The following is a 16820-nucleotide window of genomic DNA, read 5'->3' on the forward strand; positions in this document are numbered from 1 at the left end:
TTACGGGGAGTTCCCATACTTCATGACGTAGGGTCTATTCACGTGAACTGGATAGAAGCTGCCTTGCTGGGCCTGGTGCAGGGCCTCACCGAATTCCTCCCGATCTCTTCGAGCGCGCACCTGCGGATTGTGGGCTCGTTCCTCCCGAATGCCTCCGATCCCGGCGCCGCGTTTACGGCGATTACGCAGCTCGGCACGGAAACCGCCGTCATTGTGTATTTCTGGCGGGATATCGTCAGGATCATTCGCGCCTGGTTCGGTTCCCTGACCGGCAAAGTCGCCAGGAACAACCCCGACGCGCGGATGGGGTGGCTGGTGATCCTCGGCAGCCTGCCCATCGTCATTTTGGGCCTTTTGTTCCAGGACCAGATCGAATCCGTGTTCCGCAGCATGTGGATCGTTGCCACCATGCTGATCGTCTTCGGCATGATCCTGGCGGTGGCGGATGCCATAGGCAAGCAGGAAAGGGACCTTTCCCAGCTCAGCTACAAGCACGGCATCCTGTACGGCTTCGCCCAGGCCATGGCGTTGATCCCAGGCGTCTCCCGCTCCGGGGGCACCATCACTGCCGGCCTCCTGATGGGCTACACGCGTGAGGCGGCCGCCCGCTACTCCTTCCTCCTTGCGATCCCCGCGGTGTTCGGCAGTGGCTTCTACCAGTTGTACAAGACCGTCTCCAAGGAAGGGCTCGCCGGCCCCTACGGTCTCCCCGAGACTGCCCTGGCCACCGTGATCGCCTTCGTGGTGGGCTACGTCATCATTGGCTGGTTCCTCAAGTTCGTTTCGACCAGGAGCTACCGGTTGTTCGTTTGGTACAGGATCCTGCTGGGCTTGGCGTTGTATGTCCTGCTCGGTTTCGGTGTGATCAGCGCCTAGCACTAAGGTTGACTCGTGAAATCGTGGATCTCCCGCCCTGTTCCTGAGCTGCCCGGCAGCCCGGCGTCCCTGCGCCTTTTCGATACTGCCCTGGGGCAGGTGGTGGAGGTCGGCCACAAAGCGGACCAGTCCATGTACGTGTGCGGCATCACCCCGTATGACGCTACGCACATGGGCCACGCCGCCAGCTATGTGGCCTTCGACCTCCTCAACCGTGCGTGGCGTGACGCCGGAACCACAGTGTCCTACGTCCAGAACGTGACGGACATTGACGATCCCCTCCTGGAGCGGGCCAATGCCACCGGCGTGGACTGGCGGGAGCTGGCAGCGAGCCAGATCGAGCTGTTCCACACTGACATGGATGCCCTCAATGTCCTGGCTCCGGACCACTACATCGGTGCAGTGGAGGCCATCCCGGACATTGTGCCTGCGGTGGAGCGCTTGATCGCTGACGGCGTCGCTTACCGGGTCCAGGGTGCGGATGGCGAACCTGACGGCGACGTCTATTACGACGTCGAAACGGCCGGCAAACGCTCGGACGCCACCGATGCCTGGACCCTCGGTGACGTCTCCGGTCTGGGCGAAGCGGAAATGCTGGAGCTGTTCGCCGAGCGTGGCGGCGATCCGGCCCGCCCGGGAAAGCGCCAGGCCCTCGACCCACTGCTGTGGCGCGTAGCCCGCGAGGGCGAGCCGAGCTGGCCGGGCGCCAGCCTCGGTGACGGCCGGCCCGGCTGGCACATTGAGTGTACGGTGATCGCCCAGAAGTACCTCCCGGCACCGTTCACCGTCCAGGGTGGTGGCTCAGACCTCATCTTCCCGCACCACGAAATGGGAGCCGGCCACGCCTACTCCTTGGCCCATGTTCCCCTCGCACGGCACTACGCCCACGCCGGCATGGTGGGCCTTGACGGCGAAAAAATGAGCAAGTCCAAGGGCAACCTCGTCCTCGTTTCCAAGCTTCGCGCCGCCGGCGAAGAGCCTGCGGCCATCCGCCTGGCCATCCTTGCCCACCACTACCGTTCCGATTGGTCCTGGACTGCGGAGGGTTTTGCTGAGGCCAAGCAGCGGCTGGCCACGTGGCGCGAGGCAGCCCTGAAGGCACCTGCGGAATCGGCCATGCCGCTCATTGCAGCCATGCGCACTGAGCTGGCCAACGACCTGAACGCCCCAGGTGCCATCGCCGCCGTCGACCACTGGGCAGAATCGGCGCGCACTGCAGGCGCCGCCGAAGCCTCACCCGTGGACGGCGCCCTGGTGAAGGACGCCCTGAACGCCTTGCTCGGCATCGAACTCTGAACCGAAGTGCAGTAAAACGAAGCGGCCCTGACGGATATCCGTCAGGGCCGCTTCGTTGCCGGCAGTAGCTGTACCAGCGGTCCGCCTAGGGGCGTTCCTTACCCCGCCGTTTGAGATAGCGTTCGAATTCCCGGGCAATGGACTCTCCGGAGGCCTCGGGAAGGTCCGCCGTGTCCTTGGCTTCTTCGAGTTGGCGAACGTAGGCCGCGATCTCCGGATCTTCCGTGGCGAGTTCATCCACGCCTCGTTCCCAGGCCTCTGACTCTTCGGCCAGCGTGCGGCTGTCCAAGGGAACCTGCAGCAGGTCCTCGATCTTGTGGAGGATCGCCAGCTGCGCTTTGGGCGACGGTGGCTGGGCAACGTAGTGGGGGACTGCGGCCCACAGCGAAACGGTGGGTAGTCCGGCGAGCATGGCGAACTCTGCCAGCACGCCCACAATGCCCACGGGTCCCTCGTACTGGGAGGCCTCGAGGTTGAGCCGCTCGCGCAGGGAGTTGTCCTCAGTGGTGGTGCTTACGGGGATGGGGCGGCTGTGCGGAACGTCGGCCAGCAAGGCCCCGACCAGGATCACGGAGTCAACCTTGAGTGCTTCGGCGTGGACCAGCAACTCAGTGGTGTAGGCGCGCCAACGGTACGACGGTTCCGTGCCGAGGACGAACACCACGTCAACATTGCTGTCCGGTATGGATGCCTTGTAGATCCGGGTGGACGGCCATTTCACCTTGCGGGCGCCGGACGAGGTACGCCGCACGGTGGGGCGGGTGAACTGGAAGTCGTAATACTCCTCGGCATCCACCGTGCCCACCTTCTTGCCATCCCACAACTTGTTCACATAGTGCAAGGCGTCGCTGGCGGCCTCTCCGGCGTCGTTCCAGCCTTCAAACGCGGCGATCATTACGGTGACACGTTGGCCTTCCGCGGGTTCCTTGAGGAAACGCTCGGGCTCCGCAACGGTGTCCTGTCCTTCGGGGGTCCCGTCCACACTGTTCATCCACTCACCCTACGTCCAAGACCCGCGTGGATGCATGGCATTTCAACGGGGCGCGTCCCCGGTCTTCGCCCACAGCGCAAGCACGGCAAGGTTGGCTCCGTGTTCCACGTAGACTTGAAGCCATGCATTCCTCACCCAGCCAGCCCTTCCTCAAAGCCGTGCTCTGGGATATGGATGGCACCCTCGTGGACACCGAACCCTATTGGATTGCCGCTGAGCGTGCCCTCGTGGAGGCCCACGGCGGTTCCTGGTCCCACCAACAAGCCATGCAGCTGGTAGGCCAATCACTGCTCCACTCGGCGGGGATTCTGCAAGCAGCAGGCGTTCGGCTCGAGGCCCGTGAAATCATTGACACCCTCAGCTCCCAAGTGATCCAGCAGGTCCGCAACGAAGTTCCGTGGCGGCCCGGGGCGCGCGAGCTCCTGGAAGATCTCCACCAGGCCGGCATCCGCTGCGCCCTGGTCACCATGTCCGAGGGCCCCTTGGCCGGCGTGGTGGTGGAAAGCCTGCCCAAGCCGTACTTCGAGTTCCTCGTCACCGGCGACACCGTGACCAACGGCAAACCCCATCCCGAGGCCTACCTGACGGCAGTCGACCGCCTGCGGCTGGACGATCCAACGCTGACCATCGATCACTGCGTGGCGCTCGAGGATTCGGTTCCGGGAGCCACCGCGGCCATGGCATCGGGAGTCGTCACCATCGGTGTTCCCCACCAAGTGCCCCTTCCGGACGATCCCCGCATGGTCCTGTGGGACACCTTGGTGGGCAGGTCCGCCGCCGACGTCTCCAGCCTCGTCCTCGACCGCTTCGCAGCAGCAAACCTGCTTGAAGGGGCCAACTAAGTGAGCAGTCCCTCCGCGCCACACCATGCCGCCACGAAGCGGGACGGCATACCCCTGGGCAAAATCGCCGGAATCCCCGTGTACCTGGCTTACTCGTGGTTCGTGATCGCCGGGTTTACGGTGATCGTTTACGGTCCGGCCGTGTTGGTTCAATTTCCTGGATTGGGCCTGGGCGCGTACTTCGTGGCCTTTGGTTACGCACTGTTGCTGGCCGTGTCCGTGTTGGTTCACGAGCTTGCGCACGCTTTGAGTGCCAAGGCGTTTAAGTGGCCAACGGAGAAGATTGTTCTCAATCTTTGGGGAGGGCACACACAATTCCAGAACTTCACGGCATCGCCCGGGCGTGCGGTGGTGGTGGCCATGGCCGGCCCCGCGTCAAACTTCATCCTGGCCGGGGCTTTGGCTCCATTTGTGTTCGGCCATGCCTTCCACGGCGTCGTTGAGATGCTTGCGAACATTCTCATGTGGGCCAACTTCCTGATCGGCATCTTCAACGTCCTGCCCGGAACCCCGTTGGACGGGGGACGCCTCGTCGAGTCAGCCGTGTGGAAGGCCACCGGAAGCCAGGACAGGGGGACTATCGCCGCAGGCTGGTCGGGGCGTGTCATCGCGGTAGCACTGTTTCTCTGGTTCATTGCCCGGCCCTTCCTCAGCGGGGAGCGGTTGGACATCAACCTCATGTTGATTACATTGCTGGTCTGCGGCTTCCTCTGGATGGGCGCATCCAGTTCCATCCAGCATGGGCGACTCCGCAGCCGGCTCTACCTGGTGAGCGCCGGCGGACTGGCCGATCCCGCGGTCGGCATCCCGAACTCCGCCAGCGTCGCGGACGTGGTGGCCATGTCACCGGAAGGACGTCCCGCCGTCGTGATCTGCGGTCCGGACGGTAAGCCCCAGGGCGTGGTGGACACCAGCGCGGCCGCCGCTGTGCCGCCTTATGCGTTGGCCACGACGCCGGTCACGGCGGTGGCGCACGCCCTCGCAGCCGGTGCCTACGTGCCGGAATGGTCCAAGGGCCAGGAGCTGATCCAGTACCTGGCCAGACTGGACGGCAACGAATATGCGGTGGTGGACCACAACGGCATGGTGACCGGATTGCTCCGCCAGCAGGCGGTGGTGACGGCCATAACAGGTAAAGAAGCCCGCGGAGGCGGGCGGGCCTGACGCCTTAGCCGGTAGAGTTACGTGCCGGCCCGAATAGATCCAGACGAATTTTTGGCGCCCTCAGGGCAGCGATATATGGCGGCACAGCCGCACAGGAGTGAGGAACACCAGATGAGCAGCGAAACCGCCGCGGAAACGGCCACCACCGTCACCGGCGCGAGCCCGGCGGCCCAACCAACCGGCGCTGCGCGGCGCCGTGGACCCTTCCGCGTCGGCGAACGCGTCCAGCTCACGGACGAGCGTGGCCGCATGAATACCATCACGCTCGAGGTGGGCGGCGCCTTCCACACGCACCGTGGATTCCTGAACCACGATGAAATCATCGGCAAGGTGGACGGCTCGGTCGTCAGCAACAACATCGGCCAGCAGTACCAAACGCTGCGCCCGCTGCTTTCGGACTTCGTTCTTTCCATGCCGCGCGGGGCTGCCGTTGTGTACCCCAAGGACGCAGCCCAGATCGTCACCATGGCGGATATCTTCCCTGGTGCCCGCGTGGTGGAAGCCGGCGTCGGCTCCGGCGCCCTCTCGATCTCCCTGCTGCGGGCCGTCGGCGACGGCGGCTACCTCCACTCGTTTGAACGTCGCGAAGAATTTGCCGACATTGCCCGCGGAAACGTGGAGACCATCTTCGGCGGACCGCACCCCGCGTGGCAGATCTCCCTGGGTGACTTCCAGGACGAAGTGGTCAAGGCTGAGGCCCCGGGGTCGGTGGACCGGGTTGTCCTGGACATGCTGGCGCCGTGGGAATGCCTCGATGCCGTGGCAACCGTCCTGGCACCGGGCGGCGTCTGGATCAACTACGTGGCCACCGTGACCCAGTTGTCCCGGACCGCGGAGGCCATCAGGGCCGACGGACGCTTCACCGAGCCGGACGCCTGGGAATCCATGGTCCGCGGCTGGCACCTTGAGGGACTGGCTGTCCGCCCCGACCACCGCATGGTGGCCCACACCGGTTTCCTCCTGGTGACCCGGCGTCTGGCTGACGGCGTCCAAGGCATTTCCGTGAAGCGCCGCCCGTCCAAGACCGAGTTCAGCGAAGACGACTTGAACGCCTGGACGCCCGGTGCCGTGGGGGAGCGTTCCGTCTCGGACAAGAAGCTTCGCCGTGCGGCCCGTGACGCAATCGCCGGCACCAACGTCCAGGACGATCCGCCGGTCACAAACTGATAAAGGTCACAATAGGGTCCGCATTCCGGATGTCTCCCAGCACCCTGAGCTTTTCGGGACTAAGGTCTTCTTAAGCGCAGGAAGGGGCTGATGAATCGTGGATACGTCGAACAACGACATTGGACGGCCGACGCCGGAAGAAGCAAACGCAGCAGCGGAAGAGGCTGCCCGCCGAAGGCTTGCCGCCATCCAACCGCCTGACCCTTCGAGTGAACTTACCGTGGCCGAACGGCAGATCAACATCCTTCGGGACAAACTCCGCCATATCGACCGCCAGTTGGCCGCTGCCACGCAGAACAACACCAAGCTCGTCACCATGCTGGAAACGGCCAAGGCCGAGATCCTCCGGCTGAAGGGCGCGTTGGAGCAGGAGGGGCAGCCACCGTACAGCTTTGGCACGGTGGTCCAGATCAATCCGCGCAGGCAGCCAACGGCAGGCAATTCGGGCCAGGCCGCCACAGAAGAATCCGTGGATATCTTCAATGCCGGCCGGAAGATGCGCGTAGGCATCAGCCCCTTGGTTAACGTCAACCAGCTGGCCGTGGGCCAGGAAGTCCTCCTCAATGAGGCACTCCTGGTGGTCGCTGGCCTGGGATATGAGCGCGCCGGGGAACTGGTGACACTGAAGGAACTCCTTGGCCAGGACCGTGCCTTGGTGGTGGGCCGCGCAGACGAAGAGCGGGTGGTCCGTCTCTCCGGTGCCCTGCAGAACGTGCACCTCAAGGTCGGCGACGCGCTCTCGCTTGATTCGCGGACCGGTTACGCCTTGGAGAAGGTGCCACGCGCCGAGGTGGAAAACCTGGTCCTTGAGGAAGTTCCGGACATCACGTACCAGGACATTGGTGGCCTGGGCCCGCAGATCGAGCAGATCCGCGACGCCGTGGAGCTTCCGTTCCTGCACCCGGACCTGTACCGCGAACACGGCTTGAAGGCTCCGAAGGGCATCCTTCTTTACGGTCCTCCGGGTTGCGGCAAGACTCTCATTGCCAAGGCCGTTGCCAATTCCCTGGCCGCACGCGCAGCCGAGCGCGCAGGGAATACGGACCTCAAGAGCTACTTCCTGAACATCAAGGGTCCCGAACTGCTGGACAAGTACGTCGGCGAGACGGAGCGGCACATCCGCCTCATCTTCTCCCGAGCCCGCGAGAAAGCCTCGGATGGCAGCCCGGTAGTGGTGTTCTTCGACGAGATGGACTCGCTGTTCCGCACCCGCGGCACCGGGGTGTCCTCCGACGTCGAAACCACCATTGTGCCCCAGCTCCTGAGCGAGATCGACGGCGTGGAGCGGCTGGACAATGTCATCGTCATCGGTGCATCCAACCGTGAGGACATGATCGACCCCGCCATCCTGCGGCCAGGCCGCCTGGACGTCAAGGTCAAGATCCAGCGGCCGGACGCCGAAGCTGCGGCGGACATCTTCGGCAAGTACATCACCACCGACCTGCCGTTCCATGCCCAGGACCTCGCGGAGTACGGCGGGGATGTCCAGGCCACCGTGGACGCCATGATCCAGCGCACCGTGGAGGCCATGTACTCCACGGAGAAATCCAACGAGTACTTGGAAGTCACCTACGCCAACGGCGATACGGAAATGCTCTACTTCAAGGACTTCAATTCAGGTGCCGTGGTCCAGAATGTGGTTGACCGGGCCAAGAAGTACGCCATCAAGGACCTCCTGACCAACCACCAAAAGGGCCTGCGCATCGACCATTTGCTCCGGGCCGTCGTCGACGAGTTCCGCGAGCACGAGGACATGCCCAACACCACCAACCCGGACGACTGGGCCCGGATCTCGGGCAAGAAGGGTGAAAGGATCACCTACATCCGCACCATCGTGCAGGGCAAGGCAGGCCAGGAGCCTGGCAAGTCCATCGAAACCACCGCCAACACGGGCCAGTACCTGTGACAGCTCGGCCCGAGGGACAAACCCAGGAGAAACTGCCTGTAGGCGGCGCCATGCGGGTGATGGGCTCGGAAACGGAATACGGCATCCATGCCCCTTCCGCCCCCGGCGCCAACGCCACCATGATGTCCGCGCGCATCATCCAGGCCTACGCCACCGTCACCCGGCAGCGTGCTGCCGGCGGCGCGGAAACGCGCTGGGACTACACGGACGAAGAACCGTTGCATGACGCCCGCGGTTGGACGCTGGAACGTTCGGCGGCCGATCCGAGCCAACTCACGGACCAGCCGCCAGTGCTCGACGCCGAGGCAGTCGCCTTGGCGTACGGGCGGCAGGAGTTGGAACTCGATGGGGCTGATGAATCAGGCTCACTCCTCATGAACATGGTGCTCGGAAACGGTGCCCGGCTCTACGTGGACCATGCACACCCCGAATACTCGAGCCCGGAGGTAACCAACCCCCGTGACGCGGTGACGTGGGATGCTGCCGGGGACCTGGTTGCCTTGGCTACGGTTCGCAAGGTTGCCGCGGACACCAGCCTTCCCCCGATCAACCTTTACAAGAACAACACGGACAACAAGGCGGTGTCCTACGGATCGCATGAGAACTACCTCATGCCGCGCTCCGTGCCGTTTGGTGACATCATCCGCGGGCTGACGCCGTTCTTCGTCTCCCGCCAGGTGGTTTGTGGTGCAGGCAGGGTTGGCCGAGGGCAGGACAGTTCCACCTCCGGCTACCAGATCAGCCAACGTGCCGATTTTTTCGAGGCCGAAGTGGGCCTGGAAACCACCATCCGGCGTCCCATCATCAACACCAGGGACGAGCCACATGCAACGGCGGACAAATACCGCCGCCTGCACGTCATCATCGGCGACGCGAACCTCAGCCAGGTGTCCAACTACCTGAAGTTCGGGACCACGGCCATGGTGCTGAGCCTGATTGAAGCGGGACAGGCACCCAGGATCGAGGTCCACGAGCCCGTCCAGGCGCTTCAGGCCATCAGCCATGACACAACGCTCACCACCTCCGTGAGGCTCCTTGACGGAAGGCACGTCACGGCGCTCGACATTCAGTGGATGTACTTCGAGGCCGCGGCAAAACTGGCGCAGGAGACGGGCGTAGCTGACTCCGTGACCGGCGACGGCCATACCTACGAGGTGCTCGAGCGGTGGGAGGCCACGCTCACTGCGCTGGGTACCGATCCTGCCTCCGCAGCGGCGTCCGTGGAGTGGGTAGCCAAGAAATCCATCGTGGAGGGCTACCGGAACCGGGACAAGCTCGAATGGGGAGACGCCCGGCTGGGCCTGGTGGATCTTCAGTGGTCCGACATCCGGCCGGAAAAGGGCCTCTACTACCGGCTTCTCTCACGGGACCGCATGGCGCGGATCGTCGACGACGCCGCCATCACCAGGGCGGTGGGCGAACCGCCGTCGGACACCAGGGCCTACTTCCGGGGACGGTGCGTCTCGACGTTCGGCAAGGACGTGGTGGGGGCGAGTTGGGACTCCGTGATCTTCGATGTCCCGGGCCTTGGCAAACTGCAGCGTGTCCCTACCCGGGAACCCCTCCGCGGCACCCAGGCCCTCACGGGTGGGCTGTTCGACAGGCACAGTGAAGCAGGTTCTTTCCTGGCCGAATTGCTGGGGCAAACACCCCTGCCGCCCAAGGCCTAGGACACCGCCCGGCACGGCAAAAATGGTGGTCCGGCAAAGCCGGGCACGGCAGCCCGCAGCGTGGCAGTATGGCAGTAGGAAGTCCCCATATGGGGGACTGACAGTAGGGAGAAAGAAAATGGCAGGTCAGGAGCAACAGCAACCGCAGTCGCGGGACACCGAGGCCGAGGTAGACGTACCGGAGGCCCCGCCTGCGGCGCCCGAAGCCCAGGCTTCGGACGCTACCCAGGGCGTGGACGACCTCCTCGACGAAATTGACGGCGTGCTCGAATCGAACGCCGAAGAGTTCGTCAGGGCATTCGTCCAAAAGGGCGGCCAGTAACCGGTCCCGGACACAGGATGTAGAGCCCGTTCGGCGAGAGGCCGCCGGGCATTGGAACGCGAGTCGAAGGAGTGCAGCAATGCAGGACCCATCAATCGGCCCCCTGGCCACCCAGGCAACGTCTTCATTCACGGAGCATCTCCAACGCTCGCGTCCCGAACTTCTTCCCTTCAATCAATCCCTTCCGGCGGGCACCGTTCCCGCCGCGCCGCATGCCACAACCATCGTGGCCATGACGTATGCCGGGGGAGTCCTCATGGCCGGCGACCGGCGCGCGACCATGGGCAATGTCATTGCCAGCCGCCATATCGAGAAGGTCTTCCCGGCGGACGAATACTCCGTCCTGGGAATTGCAGGCACTGCAGGCCTCGCCATCGACATCACCCGCCTCTTCCAGGTGGAACTGGAACACTACGAGAAGATCGAGGGCACCCTCCTCAGCCTCGTGGGGAAGGCAAACCGCCTGGGCGCCATGATCCGCGGCAACCTGCCCATGGCAATGCAAGGCATGGCCGTCATACCGCTCTTCGCCGGCTTCGACCACGTCTCAGCTACCGGGCGGCTGTTCTCCTATGACCTGACGGGCGGGCGTTACGAGGAGTATGAGCACCACTCTGTTGGCTCTGGCTCGGTCTTCGCCCGCGGGGCTTTGAAGAAACTATGGAAGCCCAATCTCTCCGAGGAAGCGGCCGTAGCCGTAGCCGTCGAAGCCCTGTACGACGCCGCGGATGACGATTCCGCAACGGGTGGCCCGGATCCGGTCCGCCAGCTGTATCCCGTGATCTATGCCGTGAACCGGGCGGGCCACCGCCGGGTTCCTGAAAGGGACCTCGCTGTGATTTCCTCGGCCATCGTCGAATCGCGGGCCATCGCCGGACGGGAGGCCTGACATGACGCAGCAATTCTACGTTTCGCCTGAACAGCTGATGAAGGACCGGGCGGACTTCGCCCGGAAAGGCATCGCAAGGGGCCGGTCGGTGATCGTGATTTCCTGCTCGGAAGGCATCGCTCTCGTGGCAGAGAACCCTTCACCCTCCCTGCACAAGATCGGCGAAATTTACGACAAGATCGCCTTTGCGGCGGTGGGCAAGTACAACGAGTTCGAGAGCCTCCGGCAGGCAGGTGTGCGGTATGCCGATGTGCGGGGCTACTCCTACGACCGTGAAGATGTGACGGCCCGTGGGCTCGCCAGTGTCTACGCGCAAAGCCTGGGCGCCGTGTTCACCGCTGAACAGAAACCTTTCGAGGTTGAACTCGCGGTGGCCGAGGTAGGGCTGCGCCAGGACAAAGACCACCTGTACAGGCTGACGTTCGACGGTTCCATCGCGGACGAAAATGGCTTCGTAGTGATGGGTGGCGTGGCCGAGCAAATCTCGGATGTGGTGCGGGGTTCCTGGGATCCCGAACTGGACTTCGCCGGCGCCATGAGATTGGCGCTTCGGGCGCTGGCTGCGGACAAGGACGTTGAAAGTCTTCCTGCTACCGCCGTGGAGGCCGCTGTCCTGCACAGGGCCTCGGAGAGCAGCAGGGGAACGCGGAGGTCTTTCCGCCGCCTTCTCCCTGAGGACATGGCGCAATTGATCACTGAGGAGGCCTGAGATGGACAAACGGATTTTCGGCATAGAAACCGAATTCGGAATCTCGTATTCGAGCCCTGACTCCCGGCCCCTGGCTCCGGAAGAAGTGGCCCGCTACCTGTTCCGCAAAGTGGTCAGCTGGGGCAGGTCCTCCAATGTCTTCCTGACCAACGGATCGCGGCTCTACCTGGACGTTGGTTCGCACCCGGAGTACGCCACAGCCGAATGTGACGACCTCGCCCAGCTCATCGCCCACGACAGGGCGGGGGAGTTGATCCTGGACGACCTCGTCGATGAGGCACAGGCGCGGCTTGCCGCCGAAGGTTTCAACGGAACGGTGTACCTGTTCAAGAACAACACCGATTCCGCCGGCAATTCCTACGGCAGCCACGAGAACTACCTCATTCCCCGTAGGGGCGAGTTCTCCAGGTTGGCCGAAATCCTCATTCCCTTCCTGGTGACCAGGCAGTTGATCGCCGGTGCCGGCAAGGTCCTCAAGACACCGCACGGCGCCACCTTTGCGTTTTCCCAGCGTGCCGACCACATCTGGGAAGGCGTCTCATCCGCGACCACCCGTTCGCGTCCCATCATCAACACCCGCGACGAACCCCATGCCGATGCCGAGTTCTACCGCCGCCTGCACGTGATCGTCGGCGACTCGAACATGTCCGAGACCACGGCCCTCCTCAAGGTGGGCACCGTGGACCTGATCCTTCGCATGATCGAGGCCGGAGTCATCATGCGGGACATGCGCATGGAGAACCCGATCCGGAGCATCCGCGAAATATCGCACGACCTGACTGGCCGGGCCTTGGTCCGTTTGGCCAACGGCAGGCAACTTTCCGCGCTGGACATCCAACGTGAGTACCTGGGCAAAGTGACGGAGTTCGTGGCGGCCAATGGCGCGCACAACCCCCATGTCCCCCTGATCCTCGACCTCTGGACGCGCACATTGGATGCCATCGAAAGCGGTGACACCAGTTCGATCGACACCGAAGTGGACTGGGCCATCAAGAAGAAGCTCATGGACGGTTACATGCGCCGCCATGATCTCAGCCTCGATTCGCCCCGGATCGCCCAGTTGGACCTGACGTACCACGACATCTCCCGCCAACGCGGACTGTTCTTCCTCCTCCAGTCACGCGGTGCTGCCCGCCGTTTGGTCACGGAGACCGAGGTCAAGGACGCAGTGGACGCTCCGCCGCAGACCACGCGCGCCAAACTGCGCGGGGATTTTGTCCGCCGCGCCCAGGAACTTGGACGCGACTATACGGTTGACTGGGTTCACCTGAAGCTCAACGACCGTGCCCACCAGACCATCCTGTGCAAGGATCCCTTCCGCAGCGTGGACGAAAGGGTGGAGGCCCTGCTGGACTCTATGAGCTGACTCCCAGCTTCGCCGGTTACTCTGGATGTTGGTCTCTTTCCAAAGAGGCACCTGATCGGACGCAGCGCGCCCCGCGATTGCCTGCGATTCCGAATGTCCTTTGTCCCGACGAAAGTGTCTTTTTGTGCGACGACTCCTAGCAATACTGATTCCTGCCCTTCTGCTCGTGACAGCCTGTGGGGGAGGAGGAAGCACACCGGCTGCCGAGCCCACCAGCCAGTCAACGGGTGATGTCTCGAAGCTCTCTTCGCTGAAGGTGTCCGACAACGGTGACGACAAAGCACCCGGCCTCGACTTCACCAAGCCCCTGGCCGTCACCGAACCCACCGTCAAGGTTGTTGACGAGGGCGGCGGAGAGACCATCAAGGCCGGCCAGACGGCTGAGTTGGCGTACATCGCCGTCGACGGCACCGACGGCAAGACCCTGGAAGACACCTATCCCCAGGGACCCCAGCCGATCGAACTAAATGACGACTTGAAGTCTGGAAACGCGGCAATCTACAACGCCATTGTTGGCGCCAAGATCGGTTCCCACGTCGCTTTCGCTGCGCCCGGAAACGCCTCCACCGGCGAGGCGGCCACGACGCAGTTGGTGGTCTTCAAGCTGCTCTCCGCCAAGGACACTCCGAAGGCCCTCGACAAGCCTGAAGGCGAAACCGTCACTCCTCCGGCAGGCCTGCCCACCGTCAAGGAAAATGACAAGGGCATCCCCGAGATCTCCGTTGACGGCGTCGCGGCTCCCAAGGAGCTCATCGCACAAGACCTGATCAAGGGCACCGGCGCGGCCGTCAAGGCCACGGATACGCTGACCGTGAACTACGTGGGCGTTAATCTCGTTGGCGGCGAGAAGTTCGACTCCAGCTATGACAGCGGAAAGACTGCCAGCTTCCCCCTGTCCGGCGTCATCAAGGGCTGGACCCAGGGCCTGGCGGGCAAGACCGTTGGTTCCCGCGTACTCCTGGTCATCCCGCAGGACCTCGCGTACGGCGCGGAAGGATCCGGCAAGGCCAAGGGCGACCTCGTCTTCGTCGTGGATATCCTCGGCGTCAAGTAACAGGAGCCAGCACGACGGGCACTGGCTTAGGCTGGAACCTGACACCCGACTACTTCAAGGAGCAACCATGTCATTTGGACAGCGCGATTACGACCGCACCAAGCCGGAGATCGACTTCCCTGAGGGCGAGGTCCCCACGGAACTGCGCATCACCGACATCATCGAAGGCACGGGCGCCGAGGCGAAGGCCGGAGACACCGTTTCCACGCACTACGTTGGCGTGGCCTGGTCCACCGGTGAAGAGTTCGACGCTTCCTGGGGCCGTGGTGCACCGCTGGACTTCCGCGTCGGCGTAGGCCAGGTCATCCAGGGCTGGGACCAGGGACTGCTGGGCATGAAGGTTGGCGGCCGCCGCCGCCTCGAGATTCCCTCCGAGCTTGCCTACGGCTCGCGCGGTGCTGGTGGAGCCATCAAGCCCAACGAGGCCCTGATCTTCGTCGTGGACCTCGTAGCCGTCCGCTAGGCGAACCAAAACCACAAGGCGCGTCACCTCCGGTTCAGCCGGCAGGTGACGCGCCTTGCTGTTTTTCGACGGGTGTTTAGTAACGTAGCAAGGGTGTCCGCATCCCGCACTGAACGCCTCCTGAACCTGCTCCTGGCCCTGCTCAACACCAAAGTAGGGTTGAGCCGCGCAGTCCTGCGCGAGACGGTCTACCGTGGCTCCGCTGAGAGTGACGCGGCTTTTGGGCGCATGTTCGAACGTGACAAGGTGGACTTGAAGCAGTTTGGCTTCGATATAGAGACGCTGATGGATACCGGTTTCGGTGAGGATGACCCCGCCTCAACCAGATACCGGATCGGGAAGGATTCGAACAGGCTTCCCGAGGTCAGCCTCACCCCGGCTGAAGGGACTGTCCTTCTCCTGGCTTCGCAACTCTGGGAGCGTGCAGCCCTGGGGAATGCCGCGGTGAACGCCGTGCGCAAGCTGCAGGCCGCAGGCGGGTTCGCGGACACGGAGCTCCCTTCCGGAGTCCAGCCGCGCGTCAAGCCTGCGGGCCAGGCATTCGATGACGTAGTGGCGGCCATGCACGGACGCCAGGCCATCCGTTTTGGCTACCTCGCCGGCAGCACCAACAGGGAGGAAACCCGTGAGGTTGAACCGTGGGGCCTGGGCAGCCGCTTCGGCCAGTGGTATCTGGTGGGCCTGGATCGCGGACGGAAAGCGAAGCGGTTCTTCCGTTTGTCCAGGATGACCACCGCCGTCACGGTCATGGCCACCAGCCGGTTCGACCCACCCGCTGGTTTCGATGCAAGGGCAGAGCTCAATTCCCTCACGGAACTTCCACTCCAGGAAGCGCACCTCGACGTGGACGCGGGACGGTTGCTGGACCTTCGGAAACGCGGCTCGGCCATGCCCGGCACCAACGGACGCGACACACTCCGGATCGCCTTCCGGGATCCGGAGAAGTTGGCCGAGGAGCTGGCCTCCTACGGGCCGCATGTCATGGTGAGGGAGCCTGCCGGGTTGCGCGCCGCCGTCGTACGTCGCCTTCAGGGTGCGGCCGCCTTTGATGCCGCCCCACCTGTTGCCGTTGAGTTTCCCGCCTCCGCCCCGGTTGTCCGGGCGCGGAAACGGACCTCGGAGGACCAGCTCACCCGGATGCTGCAGCTGGTGCCGTTCCTGGTACACCACCAGGGGCTGCATATCCAGGAGGTCGCAGACCACTTTGGGATCACCCGCAAGGCCCTCATCGACGATCTGAAGATCCTGATCTGTTCCGGGCTGCCGGAAGGCTATCCGGACGACCTGCTGGACATCCAGTGGGAAAACGACCACGTGTACATCACCGAACACCTGGATCTGAACCGTCCCGTGCGATTCAGTGAGGAAGAAGCCGCGGCGCTGTTGACGGGATTGGCCATGCTGGGAGACCTGCCGGCCTTGGCCGGTGTTGAAGAAGACCATGCGGGCAGCGCCCTTGAATCGGTCACGCTCAAGTTGGCAGGTGCCGCGGGCGACGCTGGAAGACTGGCAGGGGCAGTGGCCGGAGCCTCTGTGGAACCCGAGCAGTCGGAGGCCTTCGCCACGGTGACCAAAGGCCTGCGGGACGGCACGCAACTCCGCCTGCGGTACCTGTCCTTGCAGCGGGACGAAGTCAGTGAACGGGACGTGGATCCGCTCCGCCTCTTCTCCATGGACAATACGTGGTATTTCGAGGCCTACTGCCACAGCAAATCAGGACTCCGCAACTTCCGGCTGGACAGGGTGGAGTCGCTGGAGCCCAACGGGCGGCCGGTGTCGCGGAAGGCGGTTCCGGACGCTGATGTGCCGGCACGTCTCTTCACTCCCAGTGACGACGACGCCTTGGTAGTGCTGCAGCTGACCCGCCAGGGCGCCGGACTTGCCGACGACTACTACGCGGAGCGCACGGCTCAACTGCCCGACGGCGGCCTGCTCGCCGAAGTGCGCTTCGGCAGTCCGGAGTGGCTGCCCATGTTCATAGCCCAGCACGGTGGAACAGCCCGGATCATGGACCCCGGGCCGCTCAGGGAAGCTTCGCGGGCCTGGCTCGAATCCGCCTTGGCGCAGTATGGCGCCACGACTTCCAGCCCGGCTGGCTAGACTAC

At 63.8% G+C, this 16820-nt stretch carries 15 protein-coding genes; 14 read left to right on the forward strand and 1 reads right to left on the reverse strand.

The genetic code is table 11. From position 1 onward, the window contains the following. Positions 1–42: 42 nt before the first annotated feature. Positions 43–876, forward strand: coding sequence for an undecaprenyl-diphosphate phosphatase (locus ACIQTZ_RS04460; RefSeq protein ID WP_402942442.1), 834 nt, complete (start codon positions 43–45; stop codon positions 874–876). Positions 877–891: 15 nt separating this feature from the next. Continuing rightward, positions 892–2172, forward strand: coding sequence for a cysteine--1-D-myo-inosityl 2-amino-2-deoxy-alpha-D-glucopyranoside ligase (mshC, locus tag ACIQTZ_RS04465; protein WP_402977860.1), 1281 nt, complete (start codon positions 892–894; stop codon positions 2170–2172). Between the two features lie 85 nt (positions 2173–2257). Here the strand turns inward: mshC and ACIQTZ_RS04470 are convergent, their stop codons facing one another. Continuing rightward, positions 2258–3163 carry a PAC2 family protein gene (locus ACIQTZ_RS04470; protein WP_400332464.1) on the reverse strand — a complete coding sequence of 302 codons (906 nt, stop codon included), beginning with the start codon at positions 3161–3163 and terminating at the stop codon, positions 2258–2260. Positions 3164–3285: 122 nt separating this feature from the next. Here ACIQTZ_RS04470 and ACIQTZ_RS04475 point away from each other — a divergent pair, with 122 nt between their 5' ends. The 12 genes from ACIQTZ_RS04475 (at position 3286) to ACIQTZ_RS04530 (ending at position 16815) form a co-directional block, all read left to right on the forward strand. Further along, positions 3286–4005 carry an HAD family hydrolase gene (locus ACIQTZ_RS04475; protein WP_402977863.1) on the forward strand — a complete coding sequence of 240 codons (720 nt, stop codon included), beginning with the start codon at positions 3286–3288 and terminating at the stop codon, positions 4003–4005. Continuing rightward, positions 4006–5169 carry a site-2 protease family protein gene (locus tag ACIQTZ_RS04480; protein WP_402977866.1) on the forward strand — a complete coding sequence of 388 codons (1164 nt, stop codon included), beginning with the start codon at positions 4006–4008 and terminating at the stop codon, positions 5167–5169. It begins immediately after the preceding gene. 111 nt (positions 5170–5280) lie between these two features. Beyond that, a complete protein-coding gene (locus tag ACIQTZ_RS04485; protein WP_402977869.1) occupies positions 5281–6336 on the forward strand; it encodes a tRNA (adenine-N1)-methyltransferase in 1056 nt (351 codons plus the stop codon). 97 nt (positions 6337–6433) lie between these two features. Continuing rightward, positions 6434–8242 (forward strand): proteasome ATPase, encoded by a 1809-nt coding sequence (arc, locus tag ACIQTZ_RS04490; protein WP_400332475.1) that lies wholly within the window; start codon positions 6434–6436, stop codon positions 8240–8242. Next, positions 8239–9912 (forward strand): depupylase/deamidase Dop, encoded by a 1674-nt coding sequence (gene dop / locus ACIQTZ_RS04495; RefSeq protein ID WP_402977872.1) that lies wholly within the window; start codon positions 8239–8241, stop codon positions 9910–9912. The genes arc and dop overlap by 4 nt, the downstream gene beginning before the upstream one ends. 118 nt (positions 9913–10030) lie before the next feature. Next, a complete protein-coding gene (locus ACIQTZ_RS04500; RefSeq protein ID WP_400332481.1) occupies positions 10031–10234 on the forward strand; it encodes a ubiquitin-like protein Pup in 204 nt (67 codons plus the stop codon). 79 nt (positions 10235–10313) lie between these two features. Continuing rightward, positions 10314–11123, forward strand: coding sequence for a proteasome subunit beta (prcB, locus tag ACIQTZ_RS04505; protein WP_402977875.1), 810 nt, complete (start codon positions 10314–10316; stop codon positions 11121–11123). Between the two features lies 1 nt (position 11124). Next, positions 11125–11832, forward strand: coding sequence for a proteasome subunit alpha (prcA, locus tag ACIQTZ_RS04510; RefSeq protein ID WP_400332487.1), 708 nt, complete (start codon positions 11125–11127; stop codon positions 11830–11832). Between the two features lies 1 nt (position 11833). After that, positions 11834–13198: a Pup--protein ligase gene (pafA, locus tag ACIQTZ_RS04515; protein WP_402977878.1), complete on the forward strand. Its 1365-nt coding sequence runs from the start codon at positions 11834–11836 to the stop codon at positions 13196–13198. Positions 13199–13322: 124 nt separating this feature from the next. Next, positions 13323–14252 (forward strand): FKBP-type peptidyl-prolyl cis-trans isomerase, encoded by a 930-nt coding sequence (locus ACIQTZ_RS04520; RefSeq protein WP_402977880.1) that lies wholly within the window; start codon positions 13323–13325, stop codon positions 14250–14252. Positions 14253–14319: 67 nt separating this feature from the next. Beyond that, complete coding sequence (locus tag ACIQTZ_RS04525; protein ID WP_397321868.1) at positions 14320–14715, forward strand: FKBP-type peptidyl-prolyl cis-trans isomerase; 396 nt, start codon at positions 14320–14322, stop codon at positions 14713–14715. A 93-nt stretch (positions 14716–14808) separates the two neighbouring features. Next, positions 14809–16815, forward strand: a complete 2007-nt coding sequence (locus tag ACIQTZ_RS04530) for a helix-turn-helix transcriptional regulator (protein WP_402977883.1) — start codon at positions 14809–14811, stop codon at positions 16813–16815. The last annotated feature ends 5 nt before the right edge of the window (positions 16816–16820 follow it).

The sequence above is a fragment of the Paenarthrobacter sp. NPDC090520 genome, from assembly GCF_044769205.1.
Classification (GTDB): Bacteria; Actinomycetota; Actinomycetes; order Actinomycetales; family Micrococcaceae; genus Arthrobacter.